Source organism: Pseudomonas sp. Marseille-Q7302 (assembly GCF_965111925.1).
Genome location: NZ_CBCOPK010000001.1, coordinates 3,036,462 through 3,052,789 on the forward strand (window position 1 = coordinate 3,036,462; position 16,328 = coordinate 3,052,789).

A 16,328-nucleotide genomic window follows, 5' to 3' on the forward strand; every position below is an offset into this window, starting at 1 on the left:
CAAGGTGGTTGCACCCTGGTGTTCTCCCTGCTTGTTGTTATCCCCATCACATCTCCATCAATTGCGCTATCGGCACGGCAGGAGTGCTTCCATGACCAGATCCTTACCTCTACTCCTCATCCTCGGACTCCTGGCGAGCCCGGCGATGGCTGCCAGCTGGGGCATGCAGCGTGAAGTGGGGGATTTCGATCTGAAGATGAGCACGGCGCCGTCACGCAGCATGGCCCAAGGCCTGGTCGCCCCTAACTCCGCCGGCATGGGTGGTGGCTTCGATCTCACCCACGACAGCGGCCTGTACTTCGGCCAGTGGACGACCAACAACGCCTCGTCCGCCGAAGCGCCGCTGCTGGAGATGGACACCTACGCCGGCTACAAGCATCGCTTCGCCCCCGGCTATGGCTACGAACTGGGTGTGATCAACTACAGCAACCTGATCCAGAACGTCGATCCCAGCCGTGAGCTGTATTCCGGCATGACCGTCTACGGCAAGCGCCTGGGCGCGGCCTTCGCCAACGATCCGGGCCGCCACAACGCCTCGGTCTATGCCGACCTGGGTACCCTGCCCCTGATCAAGACCGGCGTCTCGCTCAAGTACACCAATTACGTGCTGGATGTGCCCTCTACCCTCGACAGCGGTGGCATGGTGCGCAGCTTCAACGACTGGTCGGTGAATCTGAGCCGCAAGTGGGTGAACACCCTGTTCAACCTGACCTACAGCGGTACCAGCCTGAGAGGCGCCGACTGCTCGGTGTATTCGGGCCACAACACCTACTGCGACAGTGCCCTCATGCTCAAGGCCTCGCACCCCTTTTTCTAAACACCACGGCTGTCCGCTACTGCCGCAACAGACTGCGCCCAAGCCCCACCTGGGGACGCTCCCGCCCCAATTGCTGCAGAGCCTGACGCGCCCGCACCTGTTCCCCGGCCTCCAGCTCGACCAGCCAATTGACCTTCGTCCCTACCCGGGTGGCGATGGGTACGCCATCGCGATAGAGCAGGCGATTGCCAGCCACGGCAGGCACCTTGGCGCCCGGCAGCAGGGTGCCGACCAGATTGAGCGGATCCAGCGCCGACACGCATACCCATAGATCCTCCGGCGGGCGCTGGCGCCATTCCCGCAAGGGTGCGATGGCCGCCGGATCGGCGAACTGCTCGCCGGACAGGCCGGCGATGAAGCGACCGCCGCGGATCTCGCCACGGGCTTCCAGACGATGACAGGCGCGCAAGAGATCGCGCCAGGGGGGCAACACCTCGCTCTCACGCTGCAGCAGCTGCCAGCAGAGCACGCCATAGCGGCGCAGCAACAGCCAGACCAGCCGCTCCAGCAGGGCATCCGGCAACCGCTCCTCGGTAGGGCCCTCGGCCAGTCGCAAGGCCGCCCAGCGCCCGGCGTCGTCCATGCCGCCATAGAGAGGCATTCGCCCGCGGCGCAGACCGGTGCGGCTGCCGCGCTTGGCTGCTGGTAGCAACAGGGCGCGCAGACCGGCGAAGCTGTCGGCGTTGACCGCGCCCATACCAACCAGCTCGCCCAGGGCCGTTTCCAGCTCGCTGCGCAAGAGGCGCGCTTCGCCGAGCAGCTCATCGAAGTAGGAGGCACCGCGACGCGTGAGCACCTCCAGCACCCGCTGCCCCTTGGGCGACAGGGCCTCGGCCAGCGGGGGCGTGGTGAGGCTGTTCCAGTCGGCGAGATGACGTCGGGGCAGCAGGACGATGGGTGAGCCCTTGACCGGGCCGCCGCCACCGCGTCCGGGTTGCGGCAGGCGCAGCCAGACGACCCGGCCAGCGCGGCAGAGATCATCGAGGTGGGTAAACTGGTAATCCGGTAGACGACTGGGAAGGACCTCCCCTTCCCAGCCCGCGGCGGCGACCTCGAAGCCCTCCAGCAGGCCGATGACCTGTTCCAGGCCTTCTCCGCCCCTCAGGGTCGCCGGACCGGCCAGATGGTGATGCTCCAGCAGGAACCTCAGGTAGTCGGCCAGCGCCACCGGCTCGATGGCCTTGCGCAGGCGTCCCAGGGTATAGCGATGGATTCGCGCCAGCAGGTGGCGCTCGCACCACTCCACCGCGTCGTCCGCCTCGGTAAAGCGCCCCTGCAAGACGTAGCCTTCGCTCTGCAGCACCAGCAGCGCCGGGGTGAGGCGCTCCGGCGGCAGGCCGAGGCTCGCGGCCAACGGACGCTGGTCCACCGGTCCAAGGGCGGTGAGGCGCGCGCGCAAGAGCTCCACCAGTGCCGTTTCAGGATCCACAGGCGCCTTGAATCCGGGCGGCGGGCTGAGCGGCGGCTCCGTGGAGGCCTCGGGAAACAGCACCTGAAAGAGCGGTAGGCGCTCGGCCGCGATCCACAGGGTCGCCTCCGGCAGCCGCAGGCAACCGGCTCGGCCGGCCTTGACCAGCTGGCGGACCTGGGACTGGTGCCGCGTCAGCTCGGCCTCGGTGAGAAAGCCCACACCCAGCAGGGCTTCGTGCAGATCATCCGCCGTCTCCAGACGTGGCCAGGCTTCGTCGCGCACCAGGGCGATGGCGGCGGAATCCAGGGCGCCCAGCTCATCGGGATCGGCGCCGCCAAAGCGACGATTCTGCACCGCCAGCGTCCGCCGCTCCTCGACCGGGGCGTCGTCCAGATAGGCATAGGGCTTGGCCGTGAGTACTTCGGCAGCCAGCGGCGACGGCCCGGGCAAGTCGCGGGTCAGCAGGGTCAGCTGCCCACCGGTGATACGCGCCAGCAGGGCCAGCCACCCCCGGCTGTCGAGGGATTCGTGCAGGCAGTCATCCAGGGTCTGGCGGACCAGTGGATGGTCTGGCACCTGACGCTCGCCCGCGAGATTCTCCAGACAGGCGACCTGGTCGGGAAAGACCGTGGCCAGGAGGTCTTCGCTGCGCATGCGTTGCACCTGGGTAGCCACCTTGCGCCCGGAACTGAAGCGCGGCAGCGCCAGCGCCGTGGTGGCGTTCCAGCGCCAGCGCACGGCGAACAGTGGCGCATCGAGCAGGGCCTGGACTAGCACGGTCTCGGCGGTGGCCGGATGCAGGTAGCGCCAGACCTCGTCGAGCACGAAGCTGTGGCTCGTCGCCAGCGAGAGGATCAAGGCGTTCTCCGTGGCTGCTGCTTGCAGCTCCACATTGAAGTTGCGGCAGAATCTCTTGCGCAGGGCCAGGCCCCAGGCGCGGTTGATGCGGCTGCCAAAGGGGGCATGGATGATCAGCTGCATGCCGCCGGCCTGGTCGAAGAAGCGCTCCATCACTAGCGTCTGCTGCGTCGGTAGCGCACCCAGCGCCTGCCGGGCACGACCCAGATAGTCCACCAACTGGCGGGCGGCACCCTCCTCCAGCTCATAAGCCGCGCCGATGCGGGCGATGGCCGGTTCCGGCGGCTCGTCGGTGCCGGGCAGCAGCGGTTCGAGTTCCGCCCGCAGCCGCGCCAGGCCCGCCGACAACTCGTCGCTGCGCCCCGGCGCCTCACCGTGCCAGAAGGGAATGTTGGGCGGCTGCCCCTTGGCGTCTTCCACCCGCACCTTGCTGCCTTCGATCTTGATGATGCGGTAAGCGGTGTTGCCGAGCTGGAAGACGTCGCCTACCAGGCTTTCGAAGGCGAAATCCTCGTTGACGCTGCCCACCGTATGGCCCTGGGGCTCCAGCAGTACGCTGAAATCACCACTCTCGGGGATGGTGCCGCCGCTCATCACCGCCGTGGCCTTGCCGCCGCGCCGACCGCGTAGCAGGCCATTGACCGCATCCCGGTGCACATAGGCGGCACGCGGCCCGCGGCGGTCCGTATAGCCCTGGCTGAGCATCTCCACGACCGCGGTATAGTCCGCCTCTTCGAGAGCGGCATAGGGTTCGGCCTGGCGTAGCACGGCCAGCAGCGCTGTCTCAGACCACTCCTGGCAGGCCACCTCGGCCACCAGTTGCTGGGCCAGGACATCCAGCGGTGCCTGGGGGATGTGCAGGGTGTCCAGTTCGCCCCGGCGCACGCAATCGAGCAGCGCGACGCATTCCACCAGATCGTCGCGCGAGGTGGGAAACAGTCGTCCCTTGGGCAGGCCGCCGACCTGGTGATTGGCGCGCCCGACCCGCTGCAGAAAGGCGGCGATGGAGCCTGGCGAGCCGATCTGGCAGACCAGGTCGACATCACCGATGTCGATGCCCAGTTCCAGGGAAGCGGTCGCCAGCAGCAGGCGCAATTCGCCGCGCTTGAGGCGCTGCTCCGCATCCAGCCGCTGCTCCTTGGCCAGGCTGCCATGGTGGGCGGCGACCTGGCCATTACCGAGGCGATCCGAGAGCTGACGCGCCATGCGCTCGGCCAGGCGCCGCGTGTTGACGAACACCAGGGTGGTGCGGTGTGCCTCGGCCAGTTCGGCGAGGCGGTCGTAGACCAGCTCCCAGGCCTGGGTGGAGAGCATCGCCTCCAGAGGAACGGGGGGCACCTCCAGGGCCAGATCGCGAGCACACTGGTGGCCGATGTCGACCACCGTACAGGGCCGTGCCTGCCCCTTGGCATCGCGCCCGACCAGAAAGGCGGCGACGGCGGCCAGGGGTTTCTGGGTAGCGGACAGGCCGATGCGTTGCAGTGGACGCCCCGCCAAGGCCTCCAGTCGCGCCAGGCTCAGCGTCAGGTGACTGCCGCGCTTGCCGTCGGCAATGGCGTGGATCTCGTCGACGATCACACCGCGGACGCTACCCAGCATCCGCCGCCCGGAATCCGAGCCGAGCAGCACATAGAGGGACTCGGGCGTGGTGACCAGGAGGTGCGGCGGCCGCCGACGCATCGCCGCCCGCTCCTTTTGTGGCGTATCCCCGGTCCGCACCGCCGTGCGTAACCCCAAGGGCGGTAAATCCCGCGCCTCCAGCGCTGCACTGATGCCGGCCAGGGGTTCTTCGAGATTGAGACGGATGTCGTTGGACAGAGCCTTGAGCGGTGACACATAGAGCCAGAGGCAGGTCTCGGGCAGGCCGCCTTCCCGCAACGCCTCCTGCACCAGGCCATCCAGCACGGCGAAGAAGGCGGTCAGCGTCTTGCCCGAGCCGGTGGGGGCCGCCACCAGCACCGAGGCGCCGGCGCGAATGGCCGGCCAGGCCTGCAGCTGCGCCTCGGTCGGTGCGGGAAAGCGCGTCGTGAACCAGCTGCGCGGCGCGTCGTGAAAGTCCGCCAGGACGGCGGCAGGCGATATCGAGGTCATGAGCCCAATATGGGAGTGGCCATCAGGGGCCACAACCCAAGCCGACCGGCGGCGAATAAGAGCCTGTTTAAAGTCTAGCGAGCTAGAGCCAAACAAGGCGAAGAGACCTGAGGAAGCGGACCGGGCTCGCGTGCGAGTTTACGAGTGGTAAATGAGCATTCCGACCGGGCTGGCGATCCAGGGTGTATTCAACGCCGTTTGGCCGACGCGCAGCAGACTTTTAACAGGCTCTCAGGCGATGCGATTGTGCAATTCGCCCCCCTCCAGCATGGCTTCGAGGTTGGTCAGCATCACCTGTTGCTGGGCCTGTTGGGCCGAAGCCGCATTGGCCGCGACATGGGGGCTGAGCACCAGGTTGGGCTGCTGGCGCAGGCGTTCGGGCACCTCGGGTTCGCGGGCGAAAACATCCAACGCCGCACCGGCGATGACCTGCTGCTCCAGGGCCGCCGCCAGGGCGTCCTCATCGACCACGCTGCCACGGGAGATGTTGACCAGATGGCCCTCCTCTCCGAGGGCGGCCAGGACCTCGGCGTCTATCGCCCCCACGGTCTCGGCGCTGGCACGCACCGCCACCACCAGGACATCGCTCCAGCGCGCCAGCTCCAGCAAGCTGCCGTGATAGGCATAGTCCAGCCCCGTGCGTGGCGAGCGATTGAAGTAGCCGATCTCCATGTCGAAGGCCTCCCCGCGGCGGGCGATGCGCCGACCGATCTCGCCCAGGCCATAGATGCCCAGTCGGCGCCCGGCCAGGCCCGGAACCTGGGGCATGCGCTCGACGGCGTTGCCCTGCCAGCGGCCGCTGCGGACGAAGGCATCGCCCTGCAACAGGCGGCGAGCGCTGGCCAGGATCAGGCCAAAGGTGAATTCCGCCACGGCGGTGGCATTGGCGTCACCGGCGGTGGTCACGGCGATGCCACGCTCGCGACAGGCTGCCAGCTCCACGCCCTCGTAGCCGGTGCCATAGCAGGCTACCAAGCGCAGTGCCGGAAGCGCGTCCAGCAAGGCCGCGCGGGTCGGCAGGCCGCCAATAGTCAGCAGGGCCACCGCCTCCTCGGCGCCGGCAGGCAAGGCGGCGGGATCCGCGGAAGGAAAGGGACCCAGTACCCGGTAGCGGGCTTCGAGCTGGGTAACCAGTCCCTGAGGCAATTGCGGGGCCATCAGCAGCGTCGGTTTCATCTTGTAATACTTTACCTGGCCAAAAAACCCAGCGTCGCCAGCGGAGGGCATGGTCGTCAACCATTCTCTTTAGGCCGCCGCTTTCAGCCTGGCCCACCATGGCGTCGACGCTACTCCAAGTCCTTGATAGGAGAAGCTTTTCGCGCAACTTGTCGACCTGACGCCAGGTCCGATCGGCGTTCGCCAACCACAGAGGGATTTTTGGGATGAGTAGAGTTCTCCGCCAGGCCGGCACCGCCTCCTGCCTCGCCTTGCTTGCCAGCAGCCTGCCGCTGACCGCCATGGCGCTGGAATTCAACGGCTACGGACGGGTGGGCGTCGGTGGCGCCGACACGGGCGGCAAGCAGAGCTGCTTCCAACTGCCCGGCGCACCGGCCAAGTACCGTTTGGGTAACGAATGCGAGACCTACTGGGAACTCGAACTGCACCAGACGCTGTACAAGGGCGTCGATGGCACCGAACTCAAGGTGCACGGCATGGCCAGCCTCTACAACGTCTACGACCAGACGCCCACCTTCAGCGGCGACAACGGCAACGTGCGCCTGCCGCAGATCTGGACCAGCCTCAGCCTGCCGGCGCTCAACGGTGGCGGCGTCTGGGCCGGCCGGCGCTACTACAAGCGCCACGACATCCATATCAACGACTTCTACTACTGGAATCCGAGTGGCACCGGCTTCGGCATCGAGGACTACGGCCTGGGCGACAGCGGTGTGCGATTGAGCTACGCCTTCAGTCGGGAAGACAACATCAACCAGCCAGACAAGGCCAACCGCCATGACCTCAACCTCGGCGGCATCAAGACCAACCCTGGCGGCGAGATCGAACTGGGGTTGTCCTATATCCAGCGCGCCGGCCAGATAGAGGGCGCTCACAGCGGCTGGTCAGCCACCGCCGAGCACAAGCAGGCGCAATTCTTCGGTGGGGTCAACGTCTTCACCGTGCAGTATGGTCGTGGCCCGGGAACCGGGCTGGGCGCCACCGGTAGCCTGACCGCGGATCAGGAATATGAAAGCCTGCGTATCCTCGAATCGCCGCGCTGGCAGATCACGCCACGCTTCGGCGGCCAATTGCTGGCGCTCTACCAGCGCGACCGGGCGCCGGGCGACGGTGGCCAGACCTGGTATTCCTTCGGCGTGCGCCCCAGCTATGCCTTCACCCGGCTGTTCAAGCTGCAGGTGGAATTCGGCCATGACCAGATCCATCCGGACAGCGGCGCCACCCGTACCTTGAACAAGGTCACCGTCGCGCCGACGCTGGCCCTGGGCGGCATGGGCCTGATGGACCGCCCGGAGATCCGCCTCTACTGGACCTATGCCAGCTGGAACCGTGGCGCCCAGGACGCTGCGGTAGCCGGCACGGCGCTATCCGACAGCGGTGCCTTCGGCGATGCCCGCCACGGCAACAACTTCGGCGTGCAGCTGGAAACCTGGTGGTAGAGACCGGCAAGCGAGACCGCCCGTCATAACCGGGCGAACTAAACTTATGCTGCCCGGTCGGTTTCCTGACCACAGGACGACCGATCAGGGAGAACGCCATGAATCCTCTCGCCCGCGAACTGCCCGCCGCGAGCCATACCGCTGCCACCCCGCTGGAGCGTTTTCGGCGGGTCCGGGCCGCCAGCGAGGCGCTCTGTGCGCCCCTGACCACCGAAGACTACGTGATCCAGAGCATGGCGGACGTCAGCCCGCCGAAATGGCATCTGGCGCACGTTACCTGGTTCTTCGAGGCCTTCATCCTCAAGCCCTTCCTGAAGGGCTACCAGACGCCCAATCCCGCCTACGACTACCTGTTCAATTCCTACTACGAAACCCACGGCAAGCCCTTTCCCCGGGCGGCCCGTGGGCATCTGTCGCGCCCAGGCGTGGACGACGTCTATCGCTTTCGCGCGGCCGTGGACGAGGCCATGGCCGAGCTGCTCAGCGCCCCGCCAGTCGAACACACCGCCGAGATCGCGCGGCGGCTGGAACTGGGGCTGCACCACGAGCAGCAGCACCAGGAACTGCTGCTCATGGACATCAAGCACATCCTGGCGCAGAACCCGCTGCATCCGGTCTATCGCGCCGACCTGGCCAAGGGCAGCACGCGCCAGGTCGCGCCTCTGGGCTGGGAGACGCACCCGGGCGGCGTCCGTCATGTCGGCCATGGCGGCGAAGGCTTCGCCTTCGATTGCGAAACCCCGGTTCATCGGCAGTTCGTCGATGACTTCCAGCTGGCCGACCGCCTAATCACCAATGCCGAATACCTGGCCTTCATCGAAGACAACGGCTATGGCCGCAGCGACCTCTGGCTGTCCGACGGCGCGGCGGCCATCCGCAGCCTCGGCTGGCAGGCGCCGCTGTACTGGCAGAAGCTGGATGGTGTCTGGCACCACTTCACCCTGGGCGGCCTGACCCCCGTCGACCCCGCGGCGCCGGTCTGCCACCTGAGCTTCTACGAAGCCGATGCCTATGCCAGTTGGGCCGGTGCCCGCCTGCCCACCGAGGCGGAGTGGGAAACCGTGGCGGCCCGCCAGCCGATCCTGGGCAATTTCGTCGAGCAGGACCGTCTGCAACCGGTCGCCAGCGAAGGCCAGGGCATGCGCCAACTGTTCGGCGATGTCTGGGAATGGACCGGCAGCGCCTTCCGCCCCTACCCCGGCTTCAAGCCACTTCCGGGTAGCCTGGGCGAATACAACGGCAAGTTCATGTCCGGTCAGATGGTGCTGCGCGGTGGCTGTTGCGCCACCCCACAGGACCATGTGCGTGCCACCTACCGCAACTTCTTCTATCCCACCATGCGCTGGCAGTTCTCCGGCCTGCGCCTGGCCAGAGAGGTCTGACCCATGGCCCTTGCCGTGCGCTTCTTCGATCAGCAGCCGGTGGCCAGCGCCGGCATCTCGCTGCGGGACGATGTGCTCCAGGGCTTCGCCCAGACCCCCAAGGCGTTGTCGCCCAAGTACTTCTACGATCAGCGCGGCTCGGAGCTGTTCGAGGCAATCACCCAGCAGCCCGAGTACTACCCTACCCGTACCGAAGAGAAAATCCTCGCCACGGCGGCCGGCGAGATCGCTCGGCTGGCCGGCCGGGACGCCGCGCTGGTCGAGCTGGGCAGTGGCGCCAGTCGCAAGGTGCGCCTGCTGCTGGAAGCCATGCGCCCGGCGGGTTACCTGGGCATCGACATCTCGCGGGAATTCCTGCTCAGCAGCACTCAGCGCCTGGCCGCCGACTATCCCTGGCTGGACGTCAGTGCCGCTTGCGCCGATTTCAGTCAGCCGATGACCCTGCCCGACAGCCTCGACGGCCTGCGGCCCATCGCTTTCTTTCCGGGTTCGAGCATCGGCAACTTCACCCCCGAGGAAGCCGGCGTTTTCCTCGGCAATCTGCACCGGATGCTGCCGGCTACTGGCGGCCTGCTGATCGGGGTGGACCTGATCAAGGACCGGGCCCGACTGGATGCGGCCTACAACGACGCCGCCGGAGTCACCGCGGACTTCAATCTCAACCTGCTGCGGCGCATCCGCCGTGAACTGGATACCGACCTGGATCCGGCGCGTTTTCGCCATCTGGCCTTCTTCGAGCCCATCGCCTCGCGCATCGAGATGCATCTGGTCAGTACCCGCGACCAGACCGTGCGTCTGGAAGGCGAGAGCTTCACCTTCCACGAAGGCGAACGGCTCCATACCGAAAATTCCTACAAATACAGCCTGGAAAGCTTTCGCGCCCTCGCCGAAAACGCTGGCTTCAGACAGATACAGGTATGGACCGACCCGGCCCGGTTGTTCGCCGTTTTCTACTTCGCCGCCTAGGCCGCTGGAGGTGCCGGCGGTCGTGATGCAACCAACAAGGGAACTCTCGATCCGATCACGCTCTAAGTAGCAATCTGCTACTACAGCGCACCGAGACGTTGCTATGGAGCCTGCTCCACTCACTGCGGCCAATGAACGCCAGCGTCTTGCACTGCTGCGTGATCTTGCCTTGATCGATCGTCCCTCCGACCGTGCCTTCCAGGATCTCACCGACCTCTGCGCACGTCTGTTCGACGTCCCCTACGCCATGATCTGCTTTCTCGATGGCCAGCAGGTCCACTGCCGGGCCACGGTGGGCTGCATGCCCTTTACCGTGCCGCGCTCCCAGTCGTTCTGCCAGCACCTGCAGGAAACCTCCCTGCCACTGCAGGTGGAAGACGCCCGCAGCGATGCGCGCTTCGCCGAGCTGAAAGTGGTCAAGGAGGAGCCGAACATCCGTTTCTATCTGGGCGCACCGCTACGCACGGCCGAAGGCCTGATGCTGGGCAGCCTGTGCCTGTTCGATTCGGCACCCCGGGCCGCCCTGCCTCAGGACCGCCTGCTGGCACTGCAGCAACTGGCGGCGCTGGCGGCCCAGCACATCGAGCTGCTGCGTACCGAGGCCTTCTGGGACCCGGTCACCCAGCTGCCCAATGGCCAGCGCTTCATCGAGGACGCCGAAGCCCTGACCCGCCAGGGCACCCGGGTGGTCGCGGTGGCGGCCGACCTGTTCGCCCAGAGCTATCTCAACGACTTCATCAAGGCCATGGGCCAGGCGCACTTCGATGGCCTGCAGCGCGCCATCAAGCAGCACCTGCGCCGCCTGCTGCCGTCCGACCAGCCGCTGTATCGGCTGGGCGCCGCGCGCTTCGGCTTTCTCCTGCACGACGCCGACGAGGCCGCCCAGCGGGACCTGCTCGAACGTCTGCAGCACGAGCTGACCGGGGTGCTGGATTACAACGGCATTCCTATCCAGAGCCGCCTCGGTCTGGGGGTGATGTCCCTGACCGACGACCATCCTACCGACTGGCTACGCGCCCTGATCGCCACCGCGGATGACGCCCGCGCCGAAATGCGCGGCTGCCGGCACTTCGATCCGCAACACGACGCCAGCTACCGCCGCGCCTTCGCCCTGCTCAGCGCCCTGCCCCAGGCCCTGCGTGCGGATGACCAGCTGAGCCTGGTCTATCAGCCGCGTATCGACCTGTCCACGGGGCGCTGCCAGAGCGTCGAGGCCCTGCTGCGCTGGGAGCATCCGCACCTGGGACCGATCAGCCCGGCGGAATTCATTCCCCTGGCGGAAAAGACCGCGCTGATCACCGCCTTGAGTCGCTGGGTGATGCAGAACGCCATCAGCCAGGCCTATGCCTGGCAGCGCGAGGGTCGCGGCCTGGGTGTGGCGATCAACATCTCCGCCCATGACCTCAACGATCCGGACTTCACCGACCAGACCACCGCGCTGTTGCGGCGCTATCCGGTCAATGCTCGGCGTCTGGAATTGGAGGTCACCGAGAATGCCCTGCTGGGCGATGCGGCGCTGATCCACCGCCAACTGGCCGCCTTGCGCGAGCTGGGCATAGGGATCGCCATCGATGACTTCGGCACCGGCTACAACAACCTCTCGCACCTGCGTGAACTGCCGGCCGATACCATCAAGATCGACCGCAGCTTCATCCGCGAGCTGACCCATCGCACCAAGGACCGGCTGATCGTGAGTTCCCTGATCGAGCTGTCCCATCAGCTGGGCTTTCGCATTACCGCCGAAGGGATCGAGACCGCCGAAGCGCTGGCCAGCCTGCTGGCCATGGGCTGCGACGAGGGCCAGGGCTTCTGGATCGGCAAACCCATGCCAGAACCGGAGCTACAGGCCTGGCTGCTGGTCCAGCAACCGGATCTGCAGCGGCCGACCCGTCGCGCGACGGTCTTCCAGCTGTTCGACAACGCCGCCAAGCACTAGCCTGCCCTGCCGTGCGTGAGCGGTACCCGCCTCACGCACGGCGCCGGATCACTCCTGGGTGCGCTTGCGCGGCGGCGCGAAGCCGTCGGCCGAGGTCGGCACCAGGGCACCGGGGCGGCGCTCGGACTTGGGTTTGGCCTTGGTCTTGGCCTTGCCGTCCTTCTTGCCCTCGGTCTTTTTCTTCTTGACGCCAGCGGCCTTGCCCGAGGCCTTGAGCTTTTTCGGACCGTTGTAGCTGGCCTTGAGGCCCGGCAGCTGACGACGCTCGAATCTCAGCTTGAGATAGCGCTCGATGCTGGACATCAGATTCCAGTCGCCATGGGTGACGAAGGAGATCGCCGTACCCGCCTCGCCCGCGCGACCGGTACGGCCGATGCGGTGGACGTATTCGTCGCCACTGCGCGGCAGGTCGTAGTTGATCACCAGGTCCAGGCCTTCGACGTCCAGGCCGCGGGCGGCCACGTCGGTGGCGATCAGCACCTTGACCGCACCGCTCTGCAGCCGCTCGACGGCCAGCTTGCGGTCCTTGGTGTCCTTGTCGCCATGCAGCACGAAGACCTTGAGGCCCTCGGCCACCAGGCGGCCGGTCAGGCGATCGGCCTGCACCTTGGTGTTGGTGAAGACGATGGCCTTGCGATAGGTCTCGTTGGCCAGCAGCCACTGCAGCAGGCGCTCCTTGTGCGGCGGCTCGTCGGCCAGGATCACCTGCTGCACCACGGCTTCGTTCAGTTCGCCGGTACGGTCCAGCATGAGATTCTGCGGCTCGCGCAGGACCTGCTCGACCACCTGGCGCAGGCTGTTGCCGCCGCTGGTAGCGGAGAACAGCAGGGTCTGGCGACCCTCGCGCTCGCAGCTCGCGGCGATCTGCAGCACGTCCTCGGAGAAGCCCATGTCGAGCATGCGGTCGGCTTCGTCGAGCACCAGCATCTCGATGTCTTTCAGGTTCACGTTGCCGGCGTTGCGCTGCTCCAGCAGGCGACCGGGGGTAGCCACCAGGATCTCCGGATTCTTGCGCAGGCCGGCGGCCTGGACGCGGAAGTCCTCGCCGCCGATCACCACGCCGGCCTTGAGAAAGGTGAACTGGCCGAAGCGTTCGATTTCCTTGGCGGTCTGCTGGGCCAGCTCGCGGGTCGGCAGCAGGATCAGCGCACGGGCCCCCGACCGGGGCTGGGGGTCCTTGAGCAGGCGATCCAGCAGCGGCAACAGAAAGGCCGCGGTCTTGCCGCTGCCGGTCCGGGCGGTGACACGCAGATCGTGACCTTCCAGGGCCGGGCCGACGGCAGCGGCCTGGACCGGAGTGGGCGTCTTGAAGCCCAGGGTATCGAGGGCCTTGAGCAGGCGCTCGTGCAGAGCGAGTTCGGTAAACACGGGTAGACCTCGGTAAAGAAAGGGCGGCCGCCGCGGGGCGACCACGGGTGATCAGGGGACCAGACGGCTGCGGAACAGCGCCTGGTGCTCGCGGCATTGGGCGGCGGCGAGCAGGAAGACGCCATGGCCGCCGCGCTCGAATTCGAGCCAGGTGAAATCGACTTCCGGATAGAGCGCCTCGACGTGGACCTGGCTGTTGCCCACCTCCACGATCAGGATGCCCTGCTCGGTGAGGTGATCGGCGGCCTCGGCCAGCATGCGTCGCACCAGATCCAGGCCGTCGTCGCCACAGGCCAGGCCCAGCGCGGGCTCGTGCTGGTATTCGGCCGGCATGTCGGCGAAGTCCTCGGCATCCACATAGGGCGGGTTGCTGACGATCAGGTCGAAGCGCTGCCCCGGCAGACCGGCGAAGCCATCGCCCTGCACGGTATAGACGCGCTCCTCCAGCCCGTGCCGCTCGATGTTCTGCCAGGCCACTTCCAGGGCGTCGTAGGACAGATCACCCAGGGCCACCTCGGCCTCGGGGAAGGCGTAGGCGCAGGCGATGCCGATGCAGCCCGAGCCGGTGCAGAGATCGAGGATGCGCGCCGGCGTGGCCGGCAGCCAGGGCGCGAATTGCGCTTCGATCAGCTCGCCAATGGGCGAGCGCGGCACCAGCACCCGCTCGTCGACGGTGAACGGCAGACCGCAGAACCAGGCCTCGCCAAGCAGATAGGCGGTGGGTACCCGCTCCTGGATGCGCTTGTGCAGTAGCACGCCCAGTTCGTAGCGCTCGTCGTCTTCCAGGGCGCAGTCCAGGTAGCGGTCGGCGGTGTCCCAGGGGAGGTGCACGGCGCCCAGCACCAGGGCGCGGGCCTCGTCCCAGGCGTTGTCATGGCCATGGCCGAAGAACAGCTCTTCGGCATGGAAGCGGCTGACGGCCCAGCGGATGTGGTCGCGCAAGGTGCGCAGGCGGGATTCGCTCATGAAAGGCTCCGGATGATCAGCCGCGCATTCTAACCCGCGCCCGGTCCGGCTGCAGGAACTTAACGTCCGGGCCCTTCTTCCTAAGCCTAGACCTTCAACGAGGAGAACGACATGAGCAAGACCGTAGCCGACCATCTCTGGGAACGTCTCGGCCAGTGGAACGTCGAGCGCATCTTTGGTTATCCCGGCGATGGCATCAACGGCATCATGGGCGCCCTGGGCCGGGTGGCCGACCAGTTCGACTATGTGCGGGTACGCCATGAAGAGATGGCCGCCTTCATGGCCTGTGCCCATGCCAAGTTCAGCGGCGAGGTGGGCGTCTGCCTGGCTACCTCAGGCCCCGGCGCCATCCACCTGCTCAACGGCCTGTACGATGCCAAGATGGACCATATGCCGGTGGTTGCCCTGGTGGGCCAGCAGGCCGCCTCTTCGCTTGGCAGCGACTACCAGCAGGAAGTCGACCTGCATACCCTGTTCAAGGACGTCTCCGCCTACGTGGAGACGGTGGTGCACCCGGCGCAACTGCGCCATGTCATCGACCGCGCCTTCCGCGTGGCCATCGCCGAGCGCCAGGTGGCCACGGTGATCATCCCCAACGACATCCAGCAGCTGCCGGCAGTGGAAAGCCCACCACACCAGCACGCCAATGTACTGTCTGGCGCAGGGGCCATCCCACCCCGGCCCTATGCCCAGGAAGACGATCTGCAGGCCGCCGCCGATATCCTCAATGCCGGCAAGAAGGTCGCCATGCTGGTAGGCGCGGGCGCCCTGCAGGCACGTAGCGAGGTCATGGCGGTAGCGGAAAAGCTCAGCGCCGGGGTAGCCAAGGCACTGCTGGGCAAGGGCGTGGTCTCCGACGAACTGCCCTACGTCACCGGCTCCATCGGCCTGCTCGGCACCGAGGCCAGCGATGTGCTGATGAAGGAATGCGACACCCTGCTGATCGTTGGCTCGACCTTTCCCTATACCGAATTCCTGCCCAAGGAAGGCCAGGCGCGGGCGGTACAGATCGATCTGCATGCGCGCAACATCAGCATGAGGTATCCCATCGAGCAGCCGCTGCTGGGCGATGCCGCGGAAACCCTGCGCCGACTGCTACCGCTGCTGGAGAGCAAGCCCCACGATGGTTGGCGCACGCGCATCGAAAAGAGCGTCGCGGAATCCTGGCACTCGATCAAGCAGCGCGCCCTCGCGCCGGCTGATCCGATCAATCCGCAGCGGGTGTTCTTCGAACTGTCCAGCCAGTTGCCACGCGACGCCATCCTTTGCGGCGACAGCGGCTCCCACACCAACTGGTACGCCCGCGACATCCGCATGAGCGGCCAGATGATGGGCTCGCTGTCGGGCAAGCTGGCGACCATGGGCTGCGGCATTCCCTACGCCATCGCCGCCAAGTTCGCCCACCCGGACCGCCCGGTGATCGCCCTGGTGGGTGACGGCGCCATGCAGATGAACGGCAACGCCGAGCTGGTTACCCTGCAGCAGTACTGGAAGAGATTCAGCAACCCGACCTTCATCGTCATGGTGCTCAACAATGGCGACCTCAACCAGGTGACCTGGGAGCAGCGCGCCCTGGCCGGTGATCCCAAGTTCGCGCCGGCCCAGGACGTGCTCGACTTCCCCTATGCGCGCTATGGCGAGCTGCTGGGCTTCAAGGGCCTGCGCATCCATCGACCGGACGAGGTGGCGGATGCCTGGCAGCAGGCCTTCGAGGCGGATCGCCCGGTCGTGCTGGAATTCGTCACCGATCCCAGTGTGCCACCGTTGCCGCCGCACATCAGCTTCGAACAGGCGCGGGCCTTCCTTGGCTCCATCGCCAGCGGCGATCCGAACGGCTGGGACATGCTCAAGCAGGGTGCGCGGCAGTTGCTGCGCTAGCCCGGGCTTTTCAGGCTCGCCAAGGCACGTCGAGGCGTATAAC

At 66.6% G+C, this 16,328-nt stretch carries 10 protein-coding genes; 6 read left to right on the forward strand and 4 right to left on the reverse strand.

Annotation, left to right across the window (positions count from 1 at the left end):
- Positions 1-91 precede the first annotated feature (91 nt).
- Positions 92-817, forward strand: a complete 726-nt coding sequence (locus ACWPW1_RS14185) for a TorF family putative porin (protein ID WP_313647228.1) — start codon at positions 92-94, stop codon at positions 815-817.
- 16 nt (positions 818-833) lie between these two features.
- Here ACWPW1_RS14185 and ACWPW1_RS14190 read toward each other — a convergent pair whose 3' ends face one another.
- Both ACWPW1_RS14190 and ACWPW1_RS14195 read right to left on the reverse strand, forming a co-directional pair.
- Positions 834-5,177: a DEAD/DEAH box helicase gene (locus ACWPW1_RS14190; protein ID WP_454253247.1), complete on the reverse strand. Its 4,344-nt coding sequence runs from the start codon at positions 5,175-5,177 to the stop codon at positions 834-836.
- 231 nt (positions 5,178-5,408) lie between these two features.
- Positions 5,409-6,353 (reverse strand): NAD(P)-dependent oxidoreductase, encoded by a 945-nt coding sequence (locus ACWPW1_RS14195; protein WP_454253248.1) that lies wholly within the window; start codon positions 6,351-6,353, stop codon positions 5,409-5,411.
- 206 nt (positions 6,354-6,559) lie between these two features.
- Here ACWPW1_RS14195 and ACWPW1_RS14200 point away from each other — a divergent pair, with 206 nt between their 5' ends.
- The 4 genes from ACWPW1_RS14200 (at position 6,560) to ACWPW1_RS14215 (ending at position 12,073) form a co-directional block, all read left to right on the forward strand.
- Positions 6,560-7,789: a carbohydrate porin gene (locus ACWPW1_RS14200; RefSeq protein ID WP_454253249.1), complete on the forward strand. Its 1,230-nt coding sequence runs from the start codon at positions 6,560-6,562 to the stop codon at positions 7,787-7,789.
- A gap of 98 nt (positions 7,790-7,887) precedes the next feature.
- Positions 7,888-9,171, forward strand: a complete 1,284-nt coding sequence (gene egtB / locus ACWPW1_RS14205) for an ergothioneine biosynthesis protein EgtB (protein ID WP_454253250.1) — start codon at positions 7,888-7,890, stop codon at positions 9,169-9,171.
- 3 nt (positions 9,172-9,174) lie between these two features.
- Positions 9,175-10,137 carry an L-histidine N(alpha)-methyltransferase gene (gene egtD / locus ACWPW1_RS14210; RefSeq protein ID WP_454253251.1) on the forward strand — a complete coding sequence of 321 codons (963 nt, stop codon included), beginning with the start codon at positions 9,175-9,177 and terminating at the stop codon, positions 10,135-10,137.
- A gap of 103 nt (positions 10,138-10,240) precedes the next feature.
- The gene (locus ACWPW1_RS14215) at positions 10,241-12,073 is read left to right on the forward strand and encodes a GGDEF and EAL domain-containing protein (protein ID WP_313647222.1); all 1,833 of its coding nucleotides are present in this window, start codon (positions 10,241-10,243) and stop codon (positions 12,071-12,073) included.
- A gap of 48 nt (positions 12,074-12,121) precedes the next feature.
- Here the strand turns inward: ACWPW1_RS14215 and ACWPW1_RS14220 are convergent, their stop codons facing one another.
- Both ACWPW1_RS14220 and prmB read right to left on the reverse strand, forming a co-directional pair.
- On the reverse strand, positions 12,122-13,441 hold the full coding sequence (locus ACWPW1_RS14220; protein ID WP_059315355.1) for a DEAD/DEAH box helicase: 1,320 nt from the start codon (positions 13,439-13,441) through the stop codon (positions 12,122-12,124).
- 51 nt (positions 13,442-13,492) lie between these two features.
- Positions 13,493-14,407 carry a 50S ribosomal protein L3 N(5)-glutamine methyltransferase gene (prmB, locus tag ACWPW1_RS14225; protein WP_059315356.1) on the reverse strand — a complete coding sequence of 305 codons (915 nt, stop codon included), beginning with the start codon at positions 14,405-14,407 and terminating at the stop codon, positions 13,493-13,495.
- A gap of 111 nt (positions 14,408-14,518) precedes the next feature.
- Here prmB and ACWPW1_RS14230 point away from each other — a divergent pair, with 111 nt between their 5' ends.
- Positions 14,519-16,285: a thiamine pyrophosphate-requiring protein gene (locus tag ACWPW1_RS14230; RefSeq protein WP_454253252.1), complete on the forward strand. Its 1,767-nt coding sequence runs from the start codon at positions 14,519-14,521 to the stop codon at positions 16,283-16,285.
- Positions 16,286-16,328: the final 43 nt, after the last annotated feature.